The sequence below is a fragment of the Citrobacter sp. CK202 genome, assembly GCF_030333225.1.
GTDB lineage: Bacteria > Pseudomonadota > Gammaproteobacteria > Enterobacterales > Enterobacteriaceae > Citrobacter_B > Citrobacter_B koseri.
In genome coordinates this window covers 594,269-608,952 of record NZ_JAOWGI010000025.1, presented here as the reverse complement: position 1 = coordinate 608,952, position 14,684 = coordinate 594,269, and the positions used below count along the sequence as shown (strand labels likewise).

The window sequence follows — 14,684 nt, the reverse complement described above, 5'->3', positions numbered from 1 at the left end:
TATGACGCGCCGTGCTATCGGGGTAAGTGAAAGACCGCCGCTTTTACAGACAATCCCGCTTAGTTTGCAGCATTTGTTCGCCATGTTTGGCGCAACCGTGCTGGTGCCAGTCCTGTTTCATATTAACCCGGCTACCGTTCTGCTGTTTAACGGCATCGGTACGTTGCTGTATCTCTTTATTTGTAAAGGTAAAATCCCTGCATATTTAGGGTCGAGCTTTGCCTTTATTTCGCCGGTTCTGCTGCTGTTGCCGCTGGGGTATGAAGTGGCGCTGGGTGGTTTTATCATGTGCGGCGTGCTGTTCTGCCTGGTCTCTTTTATCGTGAAGAAAGCCGGAACCGGCTGGCTGGACGTGATGTTCCCGCCTGCGGCGATGGGCGCAATCGTTGCTGTTATCGGTCTGGAACTGGCGGGCGTGGCTGCGGGTATGGCCGGGTTGCTGCCTGCTGAAGGGCAATCCCCGGATACCAAAACCATTACCATCTCCCTTGTGACCCTGGCGGTGACGGTCTTTGGCTCCGTGCTGTTCCGGGGTTTCCTGGCCATTATCCCGATCCTGATCGGCGTGCTGGCAGGCTATGCGCTGTCATTTGCAATGGGAGTGGTGGATACCGCGCCAATTGCCGAAGCGCACTGGTTCGCGCTGCCGACGTTCTATACGCCGCGCTTTGAATGGTTTGCCATTCTGACAATCCTGCCAGCGGCGCTGGTGGTGATTGCCGAACACGTAGGCCACCTGGTCGTGACGGCGAACATCGTTAAAAAGGATCTGGTTCGTGACCCTGGCCTGCATCGTTCGATGTTTGCCAACGGGTTATCAACGATGATTTCCGGGTTCTTCGGTTCTACGCCGAACACCACCTACGGTGAAAACATCGGTGTTATGGCGATCACCCGCGTGTACAGCACCTGGGTTATCGGCGGCGCGGCGATTTTTGCCATTCTGCTCTCCTGCGTGGGTAAACTGGCCGCTGCGATTCAGATAATCCCGCTGCCGGTAATGGGCGGCGTATCGCTGCTGTTGTACGGCGTGATCGGCGCATCCGGTATTCGCGTATTGATTGAATCAAAAGTCGATTACAACAAAGCGCAGAACCTGATCCTGACCTCGGTGATTTTGATCATCGGCGTCAGCGGCGCGAAAGTGCATATTGGCGCGGCTGAACTGAAAGGAATGGCGCTGGCGACCATCGTTGGGATCGGCCTGAGCCTGATCTTCAAACTGATCAGCGTTCTGCGCCCGGAAGAAGTGGTGCTGGATGCGAAAGACGCGGATACGCCGCAGCAATAATCCTGAAACCGGGCAGTGCTGCTGCCCGGTTCTATCGTGATGGAATTCTGTGGTAAACTCATCGCGATTTTATGGAATCCTGGATTGAGGTATCTCTGAACACTCCGGCACAGCTCTCTCTGCCACTTTATCTTCCTGACGACGAAACTTTCGCAAGTTTCTGGCCGGGGGATAACGCCTCTTTACTGGCTGCACTGCAAAACGTGCTGCGTCAGGAACATAGCGGATATATTTATCTCTGGTCGCGTGAAGGCGCGGGCCGTAGCCATCTGCTGCACGCGGCGTGTGCTGAACTGTCGCAACGCGGCGACGCGGTAGGCTATGTGCCGCTGGATAAGCGCACCTGGTTTGTACCGGAAGTGCTTGACGGCATGGAACATTTGTCGCTGGTGTGTATTGACAATATTGAATGTGTCGCCGGAGATGAACTGTGGGAAATGGCGATCTTTGATCTCTATAACCGCATCCTTGAGTCGGGAAAAACGCGCCTGCTGATCACCGGCGATCGTCCTCCACGTCAGTTAAAGCTGGGATTACCCGATCTGGCTTCTCGTCTGGACTGGGGGCAAATCTACAAGCTGCAACCTCTCTCTGATGAAGACAAACTCCAGGCGTTACAACTGCGCGCCAGACTGCGTGGGTTTGAACTGCCGGAAGATGTCGGGCGTTTTCTGTTGAAGCGGCTGGATCGCGAGATGCGTACGCTATTTATTACGCTGGATCAGCTCGATCACGCCTCAATCACCGCACAGCGTAAACTCACCATTCCGTTCGTTAAAGAGATTCTGACGCTGTAACGCTGCCGTTTTTGCCCGGTGACCGGGCAAAAAACTCAGGCAATATCTTCCAGTAAGTGCTCAACCAGCAGTGGAATCGGCCTGCCGGACGCGACGCTTCTGCCGTTTTCTCGCCATAGCGCTGTACCGCTAATATCCAGATGTGCCCACGGGATATCCGACGGGCAAAAATGATGCAGTAACCAGGCTGCGGAAGCGCTGATTGCCGCATTGTTCGTCGGCGTATTACAGAGATCGGCTATGGCGCTTTCGGTCTGCTTTTTCAGTCGTGCATCCAGAGGTAAAGACCAGACTTCATCTCCGCTCTGCCGTCCAGCCTCTGTTAGCGCCTGTCTTAACGCATCGTCCTGAGTCATCAGCCCGCTGAGTTCGTAGCCAAGCGCTTTCACCACCGCACCGGTCAAGGTTGCCATGTCGATGATATAACGGGCCTGCGGTTGTCGTTGGCTCGTCCATGCAATGGCGTCGGCCAGCACCAGTCGTCCTTCGGCGTCGGTGTTATTGATTTCCACTGTCATACCGTTGCAGGCGCGAGCAACGCTGCCAGGCTGCATTGCGTTCGGGCCGATCGCGTTTTCGGCCAGCGCCAGTACGCCCATTATGCGTACGGGCAGTTTTAACTCCGCAACCGTCAGGAGCAGTCCCAACACGTTGGCTGCGCCACACATGTCATATTTCATGGTGTACATACCCGCGCCCTCTTTCAGCCACAGGCCACCGGTATCAAACGTTATCCCTTTACCTATGTAGCAACGTACCGGGCCGTCACTTATGCCGTTGTAATGAATGGCAAGCAAACGCGGTGGACAGGTCGCTCCTTTGCCAACCGCATGGAGCAGTCCGAGACCTTGTTCAACAATTTGTTGTTCATCAAGGACTTCACAGTGCAACGCAGGAAAAGAGGCGCACAGGGTTTGTGCTTCGTTGACCACGAACTGCGGCGTACAGCAATCGGAGGGGGTATCCGCCAGCCGCCTCGCAGCGACCATGCCGTTGGCAATGGCCTGCTGCTGCCTGAACACTTTTTCACGTTTCTCGTGTTGTTCTGGCAGGCAGAACGCGGTGATATGGCGGATGCGAGTGGCGGTGGCATCCGTTTTTTTCAATTGTAAATCATTGAGCGTATACGCCTGATTAAACAGAAAACGCAGCAGCAGCGCCAGTACAGTGTCGTTTATTTCGGTGACATCAATCAGCACATTTTCGCTGACTGGCGAGGCCAGCAGCGGTCGTATCGCATTGAGTAAACCTTCGGTCAGGCTGTCCTGCCAGAGCGCATCAGGCAACAGGGTAATTCGCGTAAAAGGCGCGCAGCCGAAGCGGGTATCCGCTACTTTATCTTGCGCCAGTACGCGCATTTCCGCGAGCAGAGCGGAATCCCGCAATAAAGAACAGCCAGGAGGCGCGATAAGATGGCCTTGTGGTTGAACCTCTGCGGGTGAGCAAATCAGTTGGTATGAAATCATTTCTCTTCCTCGACTGGAGCACGTATCCGTGCGGCATAGTCTTGCATCCATTCTTCATCGACGGGGTGATAATGGGTTTTCTCGTGCTGGCGTTCGGTGCGAAATACGGTGAGCGGTTGGCGTGCGGTAGCGACAACGAACGAGAATGTTTTGATGTTAGTGGCTGCGCCAAACTCGCCTTTACGGTTCATGCAGACCACCGAGAGGTCGCCTGTGCGACCAAATCGCGACATCAATTTATCTTCCAGCTCAAACACGACAGAATCAGCCGCTTGTTGCGGTGTCATTCCCTGCGCCATGCGACGAACAATTTCATAGCTGGCGCAGCCTTTCATCAGATCTTCACCGACGCCCGTTGCCGTCGCCGCGCCGACTTCACTGTCGCAATAGAAGCCGGAACCAATAACCGGAGAGTCGCCAATGCGTCCGCGTTTTTTCATAAACAGGCCGCTGGTGGAGGTGGCAACGCTCATCGACCCCAGTTTATCCAGACCAATAATGCCAACCGTATCGTGGCCGTTATATGGACTTAAGCCTTTATCCAGCGTCTCCCGGCAGCGTTTTTGATAGTGCTGGATGGCTCTGTCGGTGAGCATGGTTTTATCCGCAAATCCCTGGCTCAGTGCCCATTCACGCGCACCCTGGCCAACCAGCAGACAGTTATAGCGCTGACGGCTTAACGCATGTGCGACGCGCACCGGGTTGGCAATATCCACCAGATTCCCGACCGCCCCAAACGCGAGAGTATCGCCGTCCATATAGGCGGCATCCAGTTCGACCTCGCCATTTTCAGTAGGCAGTCCGCCATAGCCCACGGATTTATAAAACGGAAAGTCCTCAACGGTTGCGACGGCGTCTACCACCGCCATTGCGACCGGGTTTCCCGCAGCCAGTACAGACGCGGATTCCGCCACACCTTCAAGCGCCATTCGCCAGGTTGCGATAATTCCCCACATGGTTTACTCCTGTTTTGCAAGTGGTGCATCGGGCTGTGTTACGGCAGCCCGTTCCGCCGCGCGGTACTGTTTATCGACGATCCGCATAAAGGGCAGATACAGCATTGCGCCAATCAGCAGGTTAATGAGCTGCATGACGCTGCCGCTAATATGTCCGGTAACGATAAAACCACTAATGACTGGCGGCAGCGTCCACGGAATAAAGACGCCCGTGGTGACGGCGACTGCGCCGAGCTTCATCGCGGTATACTGCACGGTGACCAGCACCAGCGGCACCAGGTTGAAGGGGATCAGCATTATCGGATTCATTATCACCGGCAGACCGAACAGAATCGGTTCGTTGATGTTGAACACAGACGCTCCGGCACCGAGCCGCGCCACTTCCCGCATGTTTTTACTGCGCGCAAAGAAAAGCATGGCTAACACCAGCGACAACGTTGCGCCCGCGCCGCCCATCCAAATCATGTCAAAAAACTGTTCCGTAATGATGTGTGGGGGTGTGGTGCCAGCCTGAATAGCCGCAATGTTGTCGGTCTGGTTTTCCATCCACAGCGGGCGGATGATGCCGTTAACCATTGAGCCGGAGTTAATACCGACCGACCACAAAATAGTGATGCTGAACACTGTCATCAGCGCGCCAAAGTAAGAGGTGCCGTAATGACGAACCGGTGTGGCGACCACTTCGTAAATAAACTGATGGATGGTCTGGTAATGGGTGTTTTCAAACAAGATGCGAATGCTCAGTACCAGTATCATGACCAGTAAAGCGGGGATCAGCGCGGCAAAAGATTCTTGCACCGCCGGTGGCACACCTTCTGGCATTTTGATCACCAGATTTTTACGCTTTAGCCAGCAGAAAAGTTCAGTCCATAGCAGTGAACCGATCATCGCGACGAACAATCCTTTTGTGCCAATCCATTCTACGGGGATCACGGTAATACCGCCGTTTTCCGCCACTTTGATAAACGGTGTAAGGATCAGAAAACAGACCAGCGCCAGAATGCCGCAGGAGATGCGATCTTCGCCGTAGTGTTCCGCCAGACGAAATGCGACCAGGAAACTGATAAACAGCGACATCGTTGAGAACACCGCGTTAAACGGGATCTCAATAATTGCACTCCAGCTCTCGCCAAAAGCCTGAGACATAAACTGCTGATAGTTTTGATTCGGAAACGAAGAGATCACCAGCAGAATAGAGCCGACGATAATAAACGGCATAAACGAAACGTATGCGCCACGAATCGCGCCGAGATGCCGCTGCTGAGCGGTTTTCGCCGCCAGAGGCATCAGTTTTGCTTCAAGAAATCCCAGAACATTGTTCATTGTGAACTCCGTACAAGATTAACTCACGTTGTGTGTGCTATGCATGAGGATTATCTGCGAAGGCGTGTGAACGAAAGGTGAAATAGCTCACAATGTGATCGCGATTAACATATAAATCTCATAAGATTAATTATCTGAAAATCGACAGGGATTCTTGCGATGGAAATAAAATTGCACGCCAATGCCACTACCACACCGCGTATTCGTCGTTATCTTCAGCAGTCTGAAAAAAGCGACAGAGAGCTTGCCGCCGAGCTTGGGATTTCTGTTACGACAGTGAGGCGATGGCGACATCGTGATCGGGTTAGTGATGGGCAAACTACGCCGAAGACGATATACAAAGCGATGAGACAAGAGCAGGTTATTCTGGTGAACGCCTTGCGTGACGCAACAGGTGCGCCGCTGGATGACCTCTTATTGTTGGTGAACGAGGTGCTGGGCATTGTTGTGTCGCGCGCGACGTTGAATCGTTATCTTAAACCGGCGACACCTCAGCGACAGCGGGCGTCGTTACAAGGGAAAAAAGCGTTAAAATCCGGGATGCTGCCGAATCATCTGGCGCTGTATCACCTTCCACTCTCGTTACATATGGACGACGGTGGCGAACATCATTTGTTCTGGGCGCGCGAGCCGATGAGCGGCTGGTGCTTTGCCCGACTGTATGCGGGTATTTCACCGCAGCGGGTCGTGGTCTGGCTGGATGAATTGCTGGAAACCTGCCCGGCTGATATACAATCTATTGAGACAAATATTTCTGATCGCATATGCCCGCAGCTAAAAACGCACCTGGCGACGCGCGGCATGTCATGCCAAATAACCGGTACGATTCCCGGTTGGGTGCCGGTGACAATACCGCTGAATGAGATTGTTCCCCGGCTAAATAGTGAATCTGCCAGCGAGCTGCTTATCCGCTTATGTGAATGCTACAACCGTGGTAAGACACAGAAAAAACTGGGGGATTGTACGCCGCAGGACTTTCTGGAAGCGCTGCGGCGCATGGATTAGCTCACTATTTCCAGCACCTGCTCCGGCGGGCGGCCAATACGCGCCTGACCGTTGGCGACGACAATCGGTCGCTCCATCAGTTTCGGGTTTTCCACCATCGCCTGAATCAGCGCCTCTTCGCTCAGGTGGCTGTCGGCCAGATTGAGAGACTTGTAGAGATCTTCTTTCTGGCGCATCAGTTCGCGTGCGCTGGACATCCCTAACATACGCAGCAGTTCACGCAGCGTTGCCGCGTCGGCAGGTGTTTCCAGGTAAAGCACCACTTCCGGTTCAACGCCGTTGGATTTCAGCAGGCTCAGCGTGTCGCGGCTCTTTGAACAACGCGGGTTGTGGTAGATTTTTACTGCATCAGACATGATTTCTCCTTTCGCGCGAACTGTAGGCCGGATAAGACGCGATAGCGTCGCCACTCGGCAACAGAACGAATACTACATTTTGGTGTATGGCTTAAAGCGTTCCTGCAACTGGCGAAGCTGGTCGATACGGGCATCGTAACGCGCCTGTTGCTGGCTGCCCAGCTTGACCTGAGAACTTGCGCTGCTGAGCATAGAGATCGCCTGATCCAGTCGCCCGGCCAGCGCATAGCCTTCGGCGCGTGCCGCCAGCTCCTGATCGCGGTTATTGAGCGCCGCTTCAGCCTGCGCCAGGAGATCCCAGCCGTTGCCGTCGTCTTTATTGTTGAAAGTGTAGCGATTGAGGATGGTCGTGGCTTCTCGGGCTTGCCCGCCCTGTAAATAAGCATTCGCCAGGTTTAGCTGCAATACCGGGTTTGCGCGCAGATCGCGGGCATTTTTCAGACGGTTAATCGCTTCGCTGGTTTTCTTCTGCCCCAGATCGATATCGGTCGCCAGGTCGAGATACCACGCGTTATTCGGTTCAGCCGTCAGCAACGGTTGCAGCGCTTTGCGAGCTTCGTCGTACTTGCTGGCTTCCATCGCCTGTAGCGCCCGGCCATATTGCGCCGCACGCTGTTGGCGCACGTTTCCTTTTTCCCATGCGTCGAGCAGGTCGCTGGTAAGCTGATTACGGCCAGAATTGTACATCCCCAGCGTACGCGCCTTCGCCAGATAAAAATCTTCAGACGACTCCACTACCACCGGGCGCATCTGGTTTGCACGGTTGCGGGCATCCGCCAGACGGCTTTCCGGCAGGGGGTGCGTCAGCAAAATTTCGGGAGGACGCGTGGAGTAGCGCGCCTGGTCGAGCAGTTTTTCCAGGAACGTCGGCATCGCTTGCGGATCGAACCCTGAACGTTGCAGCACCTGAATACCGATTCGGTCTGCTTCCTGCTCGTTTTGTTGGGTGAAGCTGATCATCCCCTGACGCGTTCCCGCCAGCGTACCGGTCAGCGCCGCCATACCGGCCTGTGGGCTGGCCATCGCCAGAAGAATAGAGCCTAAGGCGCCGACCCAGGTCAGCGGAGCGCTGCGCTTTTGATCTTCCATCGCGCGCGCCAGATGGCGTTGGGTTACGTGGGAAATTTCGTGCGCCATCACCGAGGCTAACTGACTTTCGTTATCGGAATAGCGAAAGAGCGCGGAATGCAGCACAACGTTGCCGCCGAAAAAGGCGAAGGCGTTGATTTCGTCGTTGTTAATCAAAAAGAAATGGAACGGCGTTTTCACGGAGTCCGCATGAGAGACTAAACGCATCCCCAGCGCGTTGATGTACTGACTCAACAGCGGATCGTTGATCAACGGCGCGCTGCCGCGCAACTGGCGAACGTAATAGTCGCCCATTTGCATTTCCTGACCGATAGAAAGCGTGCTTCCTGCTGAGGTCCCCATATCCGGTAGCGTGTCTGCGGAATCTGCAAACGCGGGGGCTACCTGACCGATAGTCAGCGCAGCGATGAGGGTAGCAACCAGGTTTTTCTTCAACAGCCTGAACATAGACCTCTGTCCTGTTTTCTTTAATATAGCCATTTGACCGATGCCGCGACGTATCGTTCCGCCACGCCAGCACAGGGAGTGTAACTGCGAAACCCGGTGGTGAATACCCCGCTCAAATGACTTTTCAGTTTCCTGAATCAGCAACAAAAAGCGAAGTCTTTTTTGTGACATTTAGATACAATTCGGGATCGCAATCCCGCTATTGAGGTTCAGGGAACGGTTTCTATGCTTGAGATGTTGATGCAGTGGTATCGCCGTCGTTTTAGCGACCCGGAGGCGATCGCCTTGCTGGTTATCCTGGTTGCCGGTTTTGGCATCCTTTTCTTTTTCAGTGGGCTTCTGGCGCCGTTGCTGGTGGCTATTGTCCTCGCTTACCTGCTGGAGTGGCCTACGGTCCGTCTGGAGGCGATTGGCTGCTCCCGGCGTTGGGCCACCTCAATCGTACTGATTGTGTTTGTCGGCATTTTACTGCTGATGGCGTTTGTCGTGATGCCGGTGGCCTGGCAGCAGGGGATCTATTTGATTCGCGATATGCCGGGTATGCTCAATAAGCTCTCTGATTATGCCGCCACGTTACCCCGCCGTTATCCGGCGCTGATGGATGCCGGGATCATTGATGCTATGGCGGAAAACATGCGCACCCGGATGCTGACGTTAGGTGATTCGGTCGTGAAATACTCCCTGGCCTCTCTGGTCGGGTTGTTGACGCTGGCGGTGTATCTGGTGCTGGTGCCGCTGATGGTCTTCTTCCTGATCAAAGATAAAGAGCAGATGCTGAATGCCGTGCGCCGGGTTCTGCCGCGCAATCGCGGTCTGGCCGGGCAGGTCTGGATGGAGATGAACCAGCAGATCACCAACTATATTCGTGGCAAAGTGCTGGAGATGGTGGTGGTTGGTGTGGCGACCTGGCTTGGCTTCCTGCTCTTTGGTCTCAACTACTCGCTGCTGCTGGCGGTTCTGGTTGGATTCTCGGTATTAATCCCCTACATCGGCGCGTTCGTGGTGACCATTCCGGTGATTGGCGTGGCGTTATTCCAGTTTGGCCTCGGAACGGAGTTCTGGAGCTGCTTCGCCGTGTATCTGATCATTCAGGCGCTGGATGGAAACCTGCTGGTGCCGGTACTGTTTTCAGAAGCCGTCAACCTGCACCCGCTGGTGATTATTCTGTCGGTGGTGATTTTCGGCGGTCTGTGGGGTTTCTGGGGCGTGTTCTTCGCCATCCCGCTGGCGACGTTAATTAAAGCCGTGGTACATGCCTGGCCGGACGGACAGGTCAGCGACGGTTAAGCACGATTTTCACTCTGCCCGGTGGCGCAACGTCATCGGGCGTTCTACGTTTTATCCGCTTTCTCCTTTCCTGAACGTTTTCCGAATGTGCTGTCCCGCCCTCCTTTTTTGCTTTCAACTTACCGGTATAGATGGTTTTTTAATCTCACAAGGACAAGACCAACCGGAGAAAAAAATGGGTCATCAGATGCACACGCAGCAAAAAGTGGGATGGGGCGGTTATCTCGCCTTTTTTATTACCATTATCCTTTTTTCAGGCATGTTCGCGAAAAGTACAGAATGGTGGCGAGTGTTTGATTTTACCGTGCTCAATGGCGCGTTTGGCCTGGTTAACGCGGCAGGCGACACGGCGGTTTCATTTCGCGGCACTGGCGGTACAGGGGCGAGAGACGGCTTTTTATTCGCACTGGAGCTGGCGCCATCGGTTATTTTATCGCTCGGCATTATTTCCGTGACGGAAGGGCTGGGCGGACTGCGCGCCGCACAGCAGTTGATGACGCCGATACTCAGGCCGATCCTGGGCATCCCCGGCATTTGCTCCCTGGCGCTTATCGCCAATTTGCAAAATACGGATGCCGCCGCCGGGATGACCAAAGAGCTGGCGGAAGAGGGCGTGATTACCGAACAGGAACGGGCGATTTTCGCCTGCTGGCAGACAAGCGGCAGCGCGATTCTGACGAACTACTTCTCATCAGGCGCCGCGCTATTTGCCACGATAACCGTACCGGTTATTACGCCGCTGGCGGTCATTTTAGTCTTCAAATTTATCGGTGCGAACCTGTTGCGGGTGTGGATCGCGCAGCTTGAACATCGTCGTATGAAACAGGAGGCCTGAAATGAGCGCACAGGTACGTAAAAACGTCATGGATCTGTTTATCGACGGCGCGCGGCGCGGTTTTACCATTGCCACCACCAGCCTGTTGCCCAACGTCGTCATGGCCTTTGTCATTATTCAGGCGCTGAAGGTGACGGGGTTGCTGGATATCGTCGGGCGAGTGTGTGAACCGGTAATGGCGCTATGGGGTTTGCCGGGAGAATCGGCGACCGTTTTGCTGGCTGCGGTGATGAGTATGGGCGGCGGCGTGGGCGTCTGCGCCAGCCTGGTGGTTACTGGCGCGCTGTCCGGTCACGATGCCACTGTGCTGTTACCCGCCATTTACCTGATGGGCAACCCGGTTCAAAATGTAGGGCGCTGCCTGGGAACGGCGGGCGTTCATCCGCGTTATTACCCGCATATTATTGCGGTGTGCGTGATTAATGCCCTGGTCTCTATTTGGGTAATGCAGGCTATTGTTTAAAAAGGACTATCATGGACTGTTCCATTCTTAATCTGACGCTTTTTCAGCGCGGACACGTATATGCCCCGGACGATCTGGGCCAGCAGGACATTCTGGTTGCCAACGGCAAAATTGTCGCTATTGCGCCGACTATCGCTGCGAAAGACTTCCCCGGTTGCCAGCAGATCGATCTTCACGGTGATATCGTCTGCCCGGGATTTATCGATCAGCATGTTCATCTCATCGGCGGTGGCGGCGAAGCCGGGCCGCATACCCGTACGCCAGAGGTGCGGCTGTCACGGTTGGTTGAAGCCGGTATCACCTCCGTTGTCGGGCTGCTGGGAACGGACGGCATCACCCGCCATCCTGAATCTCTGCTGGCGAAAACGCGCGCGCTGGAATATGAAGGGATCAGCGCATGGATGTTAACGGGGGCGTATTCTCTGCCCTCGCCAACCATCACCGGGAGCGTCGATCGCGATGTGGCGTTGATCGATAAAGTGATTGGCGTGAAATGTGCCGTCTCCGATCATCGTTCTTCGGCGCCGAATTCCGCCGCGCTGGCGACAATGGCGGCGCAGTCCCGCGTGGGGGGATTACTGGGCCAGAAGCCGGGAATCAGCGTCTTTCATATGGGCGACAGCCCACACATGCTGGAACCGCTGTACGATATTCTCGCCAACGCCGATGTCCCTATCACGAAACTGCTGCCGACGCATGTTAACCGTGCCGAACCGCTGTTCCAGGCGGCGCTGGAATACGCGCTTGATGGCGGCTACATCGATATTACCAGCAGCATTGATGAACCGATCGATCCGGCGACGGCCATCGTGACAGCCTTGCGCCATGAGGTTCCGCTGTCGTGCATTACCCTGAGTTCTGATGGCAACGGCAGCCAGCCGGAATTTGATGAGCATGGAAATTTGACGGGCATTGGCGTGGCGGGTTTTGAGTCGCTGATCGGCACGCTGCGTCAGTTAGTTACGCAGCATAAACTGCCGCTGGAGCAGGCGCTGCGCCCGCTTACCCGCACCGTCGCGGAATTTCTTGGCTTTGAGCATAAAGGACGTCTGGCAGCAGGTTGTGACGCCGACATTCTGGTGCTGAATCAGGCGCTGGAAGTCAGCCATCTGTGGGCGAAAGGCAAAGCGGTGGTGAAAGACGGTAAAGCGTGCGTGAAAGGAACGTTTGAATAAACGACGCGTATGCCGGATGGCGGCGTAAACGCCTTATCCGGCCTACGGGGTTGTCGAATCCAGGCCTGATAAGACGCGTTAGCGCCGCATCAGGCTTTATCCGGCAAAACGTAAATCAGGCGTTTTCTTTCAGCCAGTTCAGCACCACATCGTGGTGGTTACTGGTTTTAAAGTCGTCAAATACGTGTTCGATCTTGCCGTCAGCGTCGATCAGGAAGCTGATGCGATGGATGCCGTCGTAGGTTTTCCCCATAAAGGATTTTTCCCCCCAGACGCCGAATTGCTCGCAGACCTGATGATCCTCATCGGACAGGAGCGTAAAGTTAAGCAGCTCTTTTTCGGCGAAACGAGACAGTTTTTCAGGTTTATCGGTGCTGATCCCCAACACGTCTACGCCTGCTTTTTTCAGATCGTCCATGTTATCGCGTAAACCACAGGCCTGTACGGTACAGCCGGGCGTCATGGCTTTAGGGTAGAAATACACCAGTACGCGCTGTCCCTGGAAGTCGGTCAAATTTACTTGTTCTCCGTCTTGATCCGGCAAGCTAAATTTCGGTGCGATGTCACCGGCTTTCAGTGGATTCATTACTTAACTCCATCCTGTTCATCATGTTGTGAGTAATTAACAACGTTAATACTGCCTTGCGCATTGAGTTCTGTACATAGTGCTTTAAAGGCATGCTCAATATTTACGGCATCATGGGATGCCGGACTGTGCGCGGTGATTTGAACAAACAGCTGTGCAGCCTTTTCATTTTCAGCAGGTTGCGTGCGGGAGACCAGCTCAGCGATGTTCATCTGATGGCTGTCGAAAAGCGCGGTAAAACGTTCAATTAAATGCGGAGAATCTTCCACCTCGACCTGTACCCATACCGTTGCGGGCATGGCCGGACGGGGGCGAGCAGTGGTGCGCTTCATCACAATCAATAAATCCAGCTCTGCGCCTTTCAACGGCAAGGTTGATTCAATCAGGGTGATGGCGTTCCAGGAGCCAGACAGCAGCATGATAAACGTGAATTCATCGCCCAACATGGCCAGTCGGCTGTCTTCGATATTACAGCCGCAGCTGCTGACATGGCGGGTGATAGTATTCACAATTCCCGGGCGATCGGCACCCAGCGCAGTGATAACCAGGTAATGTTGTGATGACGATGTCAAACCGGTTCTTCCTTTGAGAGGTGAGGTAATCATAAGGAAAGCATAAAAAAAACCTGCATACAATAATCAGAAGGGCTATGGTCTCTTGCTTTTATTGTCGTACCAAACGTACCATTGAGAAACTTGTTTGCACAGAGGATGGCCCATGTTCACGGGAAGTATTGTCGCGCTTGTTACACCGATGGATGAAAAAGGTAATGTCTGCCGGTCAAGCCTGAAAAAACTGATTGATTATCATGTCGCCAGCGGTACCTCGGCGATTGTTTCTGTTGGCACCACCGGCGAATCCGCCACGCTGAGCCATGACGAGCATGGCGATGTGGTCATGATGACGCTGGAGCTGGCGGACGGGCGTATTCCGGTTATCGCCGGAACGGGCGCGAACGCGACGGCGGAGGCCATTAGCCTGACGCAGCGTTTCAACGACAGCGGCGTTGTCGGTTGCCTGACAGTGACGCCTTACTACAACCGCCCGACTCAGGAAGGTCTGTTCCAGCATTTCAAAGCCATCGCTGAACATACTGACCTGCCGCAAATTCTGTATAATGTGCCGTCCCGTACAGGCTGCGATATGCTGCCGGAAACCGTCGGCCGTCTGGCGAAAGTAAAAAATATTGTCGCAATCAAAGAGGCGACAGGGAACTTAAGTCGGGTTCACCAGATCAAAGAGCTGGTTTCAGACGATTTTATTCTGCTCAGCGGTGATGATGCGACCGGGTTGGACTTCATACAGCTCGGCGGTCATGGCGTGATTTCCGTTACCGCGAACGTTGCGGCGCGTGATATGGCGGAAATGTGCAAACTGGCGGCGGAAGGTCGTTTTGCCGACGCGCGGGTGATTAATCAGCGTCTGATGCCGTTACATAACAAACTATTTGTCGAACCCAATCCGATCCCGGTGAAATGGGCATGTAAGGAGTTGGGACTTGTGGCGACCGATACGCTGCGCTTGCCGATGACGCCGATCACCGATACGGGTCGTGAGATTGTCAAAGCGGCGCTCAAGCATGCCGGTTTGCTGTAAAGTTTAGGGAGA

15 protein-coding genes are annotated in these 14,684 nt (G+C 54.4%); 8 read left to right on the top strand and 7 right to left on the bottom strand.

The window, feature by feature from the left end; translation table 11 throughout:
• Position 1: 1 nt before the first annotated feature.
• Both uraA and OGX84_RS12390 read left to right on the top strand, forming a co-directional pair.
• Positions 2-1,291 carry a uracil permease gene (gene uraA / locus OGX84_RS12395; protein ID WP_012131287.1) on the top strand — a complete coding sequence of 430 codons (1,290 nt, stop codon included), beginning with the start codon at positions 2-4 and terminating at the stop codon, positions 1,289-1,291.
• A gap of 95 nt (positions 1,292-1,386) precedes the next feature.
• Entirely contained in the window at positions 1,387-2,088 is a 702-nt protein-coding gene (locus tag OGX84_RS12390) for a DnaA inactivator Hda (protein WP_213164963.1), read from the top strand.
• Positions 2,089-2,123: 35 nt separating this feature from the next.
• Here the strand turns inward: OGX84_RS12390 and OGX84_RS12385 are convergent, their stop codons facing one another.
• Genes OGX84_RS12385 through celB form a run of 3 tightly spaced genes read right to left on the bottom strand, consistent with a single transcriptional unit; the run spans position 2,124 to position 5,833 of the window.
• The gene (locus OGX84_RS12385) at positions 2,124-3,554 is read right to left on the bottom strand and encodes a leucyl aminopeptidase family protein (RefSeq protein WP_286458043.1); all 1,431 of its coding nucleotides are present in this window, start codon (positions 3,552-3,554) and stop codon (positions 2,124-2,126) included.
• Complete coding sequence (locus tag OGX84_RS12380) at positions 3,551-4,510, bottom strand: glycosylasparaginase (RefSeq protein ID WP_112001772.1); 960 nt, start codon at positions 4,508-4,510, stop codon at positions 3,551-3,553. The genes OGX84_RS12385 and OGX84_RS12380 overlap by 4 nt, the downstream gene beginning before the upstream one ends.
• Positions 4,511-4,513: 3 nt before the next feature.
• Positions 4,514-5,833: a PTS cellobiose transporter subunit IIC gene (gene celB / locus OGX84_RS12375; RefSeq protein WP_049009690.1), complete on the bottom strand. Its 1,320-nt coding sequence runs from the start codon at positions 5,831-5,833 to the stop codon at positions 4,514-4,516.
• A 159-nt stretch (positions 5,834-5,992) separates the two neighbouring features.
• Between celB and OGX84_RS12370 the strand changes: the two genes are divergently transcribed.
• Positions 5,993-6,838 carry a helix-turn-helix domain-containing protein gene (locus OGX84_RS12370; RefSeq protein ID WP_012131293.1) on the top strand — a complete coding sequence of 282 codons (846 nt, stop codon included), beginning with the start codon at positions 5,993-5,995 and terminating at the stop codon, positions 6,836-6,838.
• Here the strand turns inward: OGX84_RS12370 and arsC are convergent.
• Both arsC and bepA read right to left on the bottom strand, forming a co-directional pair.
• On the bottom strand, positions 6,835-7,194 hold the full coding sequence (arsC, locus tag OGX84_RS12365; protein ID WP_012131294.1) for an arsenate reductase (glutaredoxin): 360 nt from the start codon (positions 7,192-7,194) through the stop codon (positions 6,835-6,837). The two genes, OGX84_RS12370 and arsC, sit on opposite strands and share 4 nt — an antisense overlap.
• Before the next feature lie 72 nt (positions 7,195-7,266).
• On the bottom strand, positions 7,267-8,730 hold the full coding sequence (bepA, locus tag OGX84_RS12360; RefSeq protein ID WP_024130125.1) for a beta-barrel assembly-enhancing protease: 1,464 nt from the start codon (positions 8,728-8,730) through the stop codon (positions 7,267-7,269).
• A 225-nt stretch (positions 8,731-8,955) separates the two neighbouring features.
• Between bepA and OGX84_RS12355 the strand changes: the two genes are divergently transcribed.
• From OGX84_RS12355 to iadA, 4 genes are all read left to right on the top strand, one after another.
• Positions 8,956-10,017, top strand: a complete 1,062-nt coding sequence (locus OGX84_RS12355; protein WP_012131296.1) for an AI-2E family transporter — start codon at positions 8,956-8,958, stop codon at positions 10,015-10,017.
• A gap of 175 nt (positions 10,018-10,192) precedes the next feature.
• On the top strand, positions 10,193-10,852 hold the full coding sequence (locus OGX84_RS12350; RefSeq protein ID WP_024130126.1) for a nucleoside recognition domain-containing protein: 660 nt from the start codon (positions 10,193-10,195) through the stop codon (positions 10,850-10,852).
• 1 nt (position 10,853) lies between these two features.
• The gene (locus OGX84_RS12345) at positions 10,854-11,315 is read left to right on the top strand and encodes a YjiG family protein (protein WP_047462074.1); all 462 of its coding nucleotides are present in this window, start codon (positions 10,854-10,856) and stop codon (positions 11,313-11,315) included.
• Positions 11,316-11,326: 11 nt separating this feature from the next.
• A complete protein-coding gene (gene iadA / locus OGX84_RS12340) occupies positions 11,327-12,490 on the top strand; it encodes a beta-aspartyl-peptidase (protein WP_112001774.1) in 1,164 nt (387 codons plus the stop codon).
• A gap of 115 nt (positions 12,491-12,605) precedes the next feature.
• On the opposite strand, the gene bcp is transcribed toward iadA, so the two are convergent.
• Both bcp and OGX84_RS12330 read right to left on the bottom strand, forming a co-directional pair.
• On the bottom strand, positions 12,606-13,076 hold the full coding sequence (bcp, locus tag OGX84_RS12335) for a thioredoxin-dependent thiol peroxidase (protein ID WP_012131300.1): 471 nt from the start codon (positions 13,074-13,076) through the stop codon (positions 12,606-12,608).
• Positions 13,076-13,648 (bottom strand): glycine cleavage system transcriptional repressor, encoded by a 573-nt coding sequence (locus tag OGX84_RS12330; RefSeq protein WP_024130128.1) that lies wholly within the window; start codon positions 13,646-13,648, stop codon positions 13,076-13,078. The genes bcp and OGX84_RS12330 overlap by 1 nt, the downstream gene beginning before the upstream one ends.
• A gap of 145 nt (positions 13,649-13,793) precedes the next feature.
• Between OGX84_RS12330 and dapA the strand changes: the two genes are divergently transcribed.
• On the top strand, positions 13,794-14,672 hold the full coding sequence (gene dapA / locus OGX84_RS12325) for a 4-hydroxy-tetrahydrodipicolinate synthase (protein WP_012131302.1): 879 nt from the start codon (positions 13,794-13,796) through the stop codon (positions 14,670-14,672).
• The last annotated feature ends 12 nt before the right edge of the window (positions 14,673-14,684 follow it).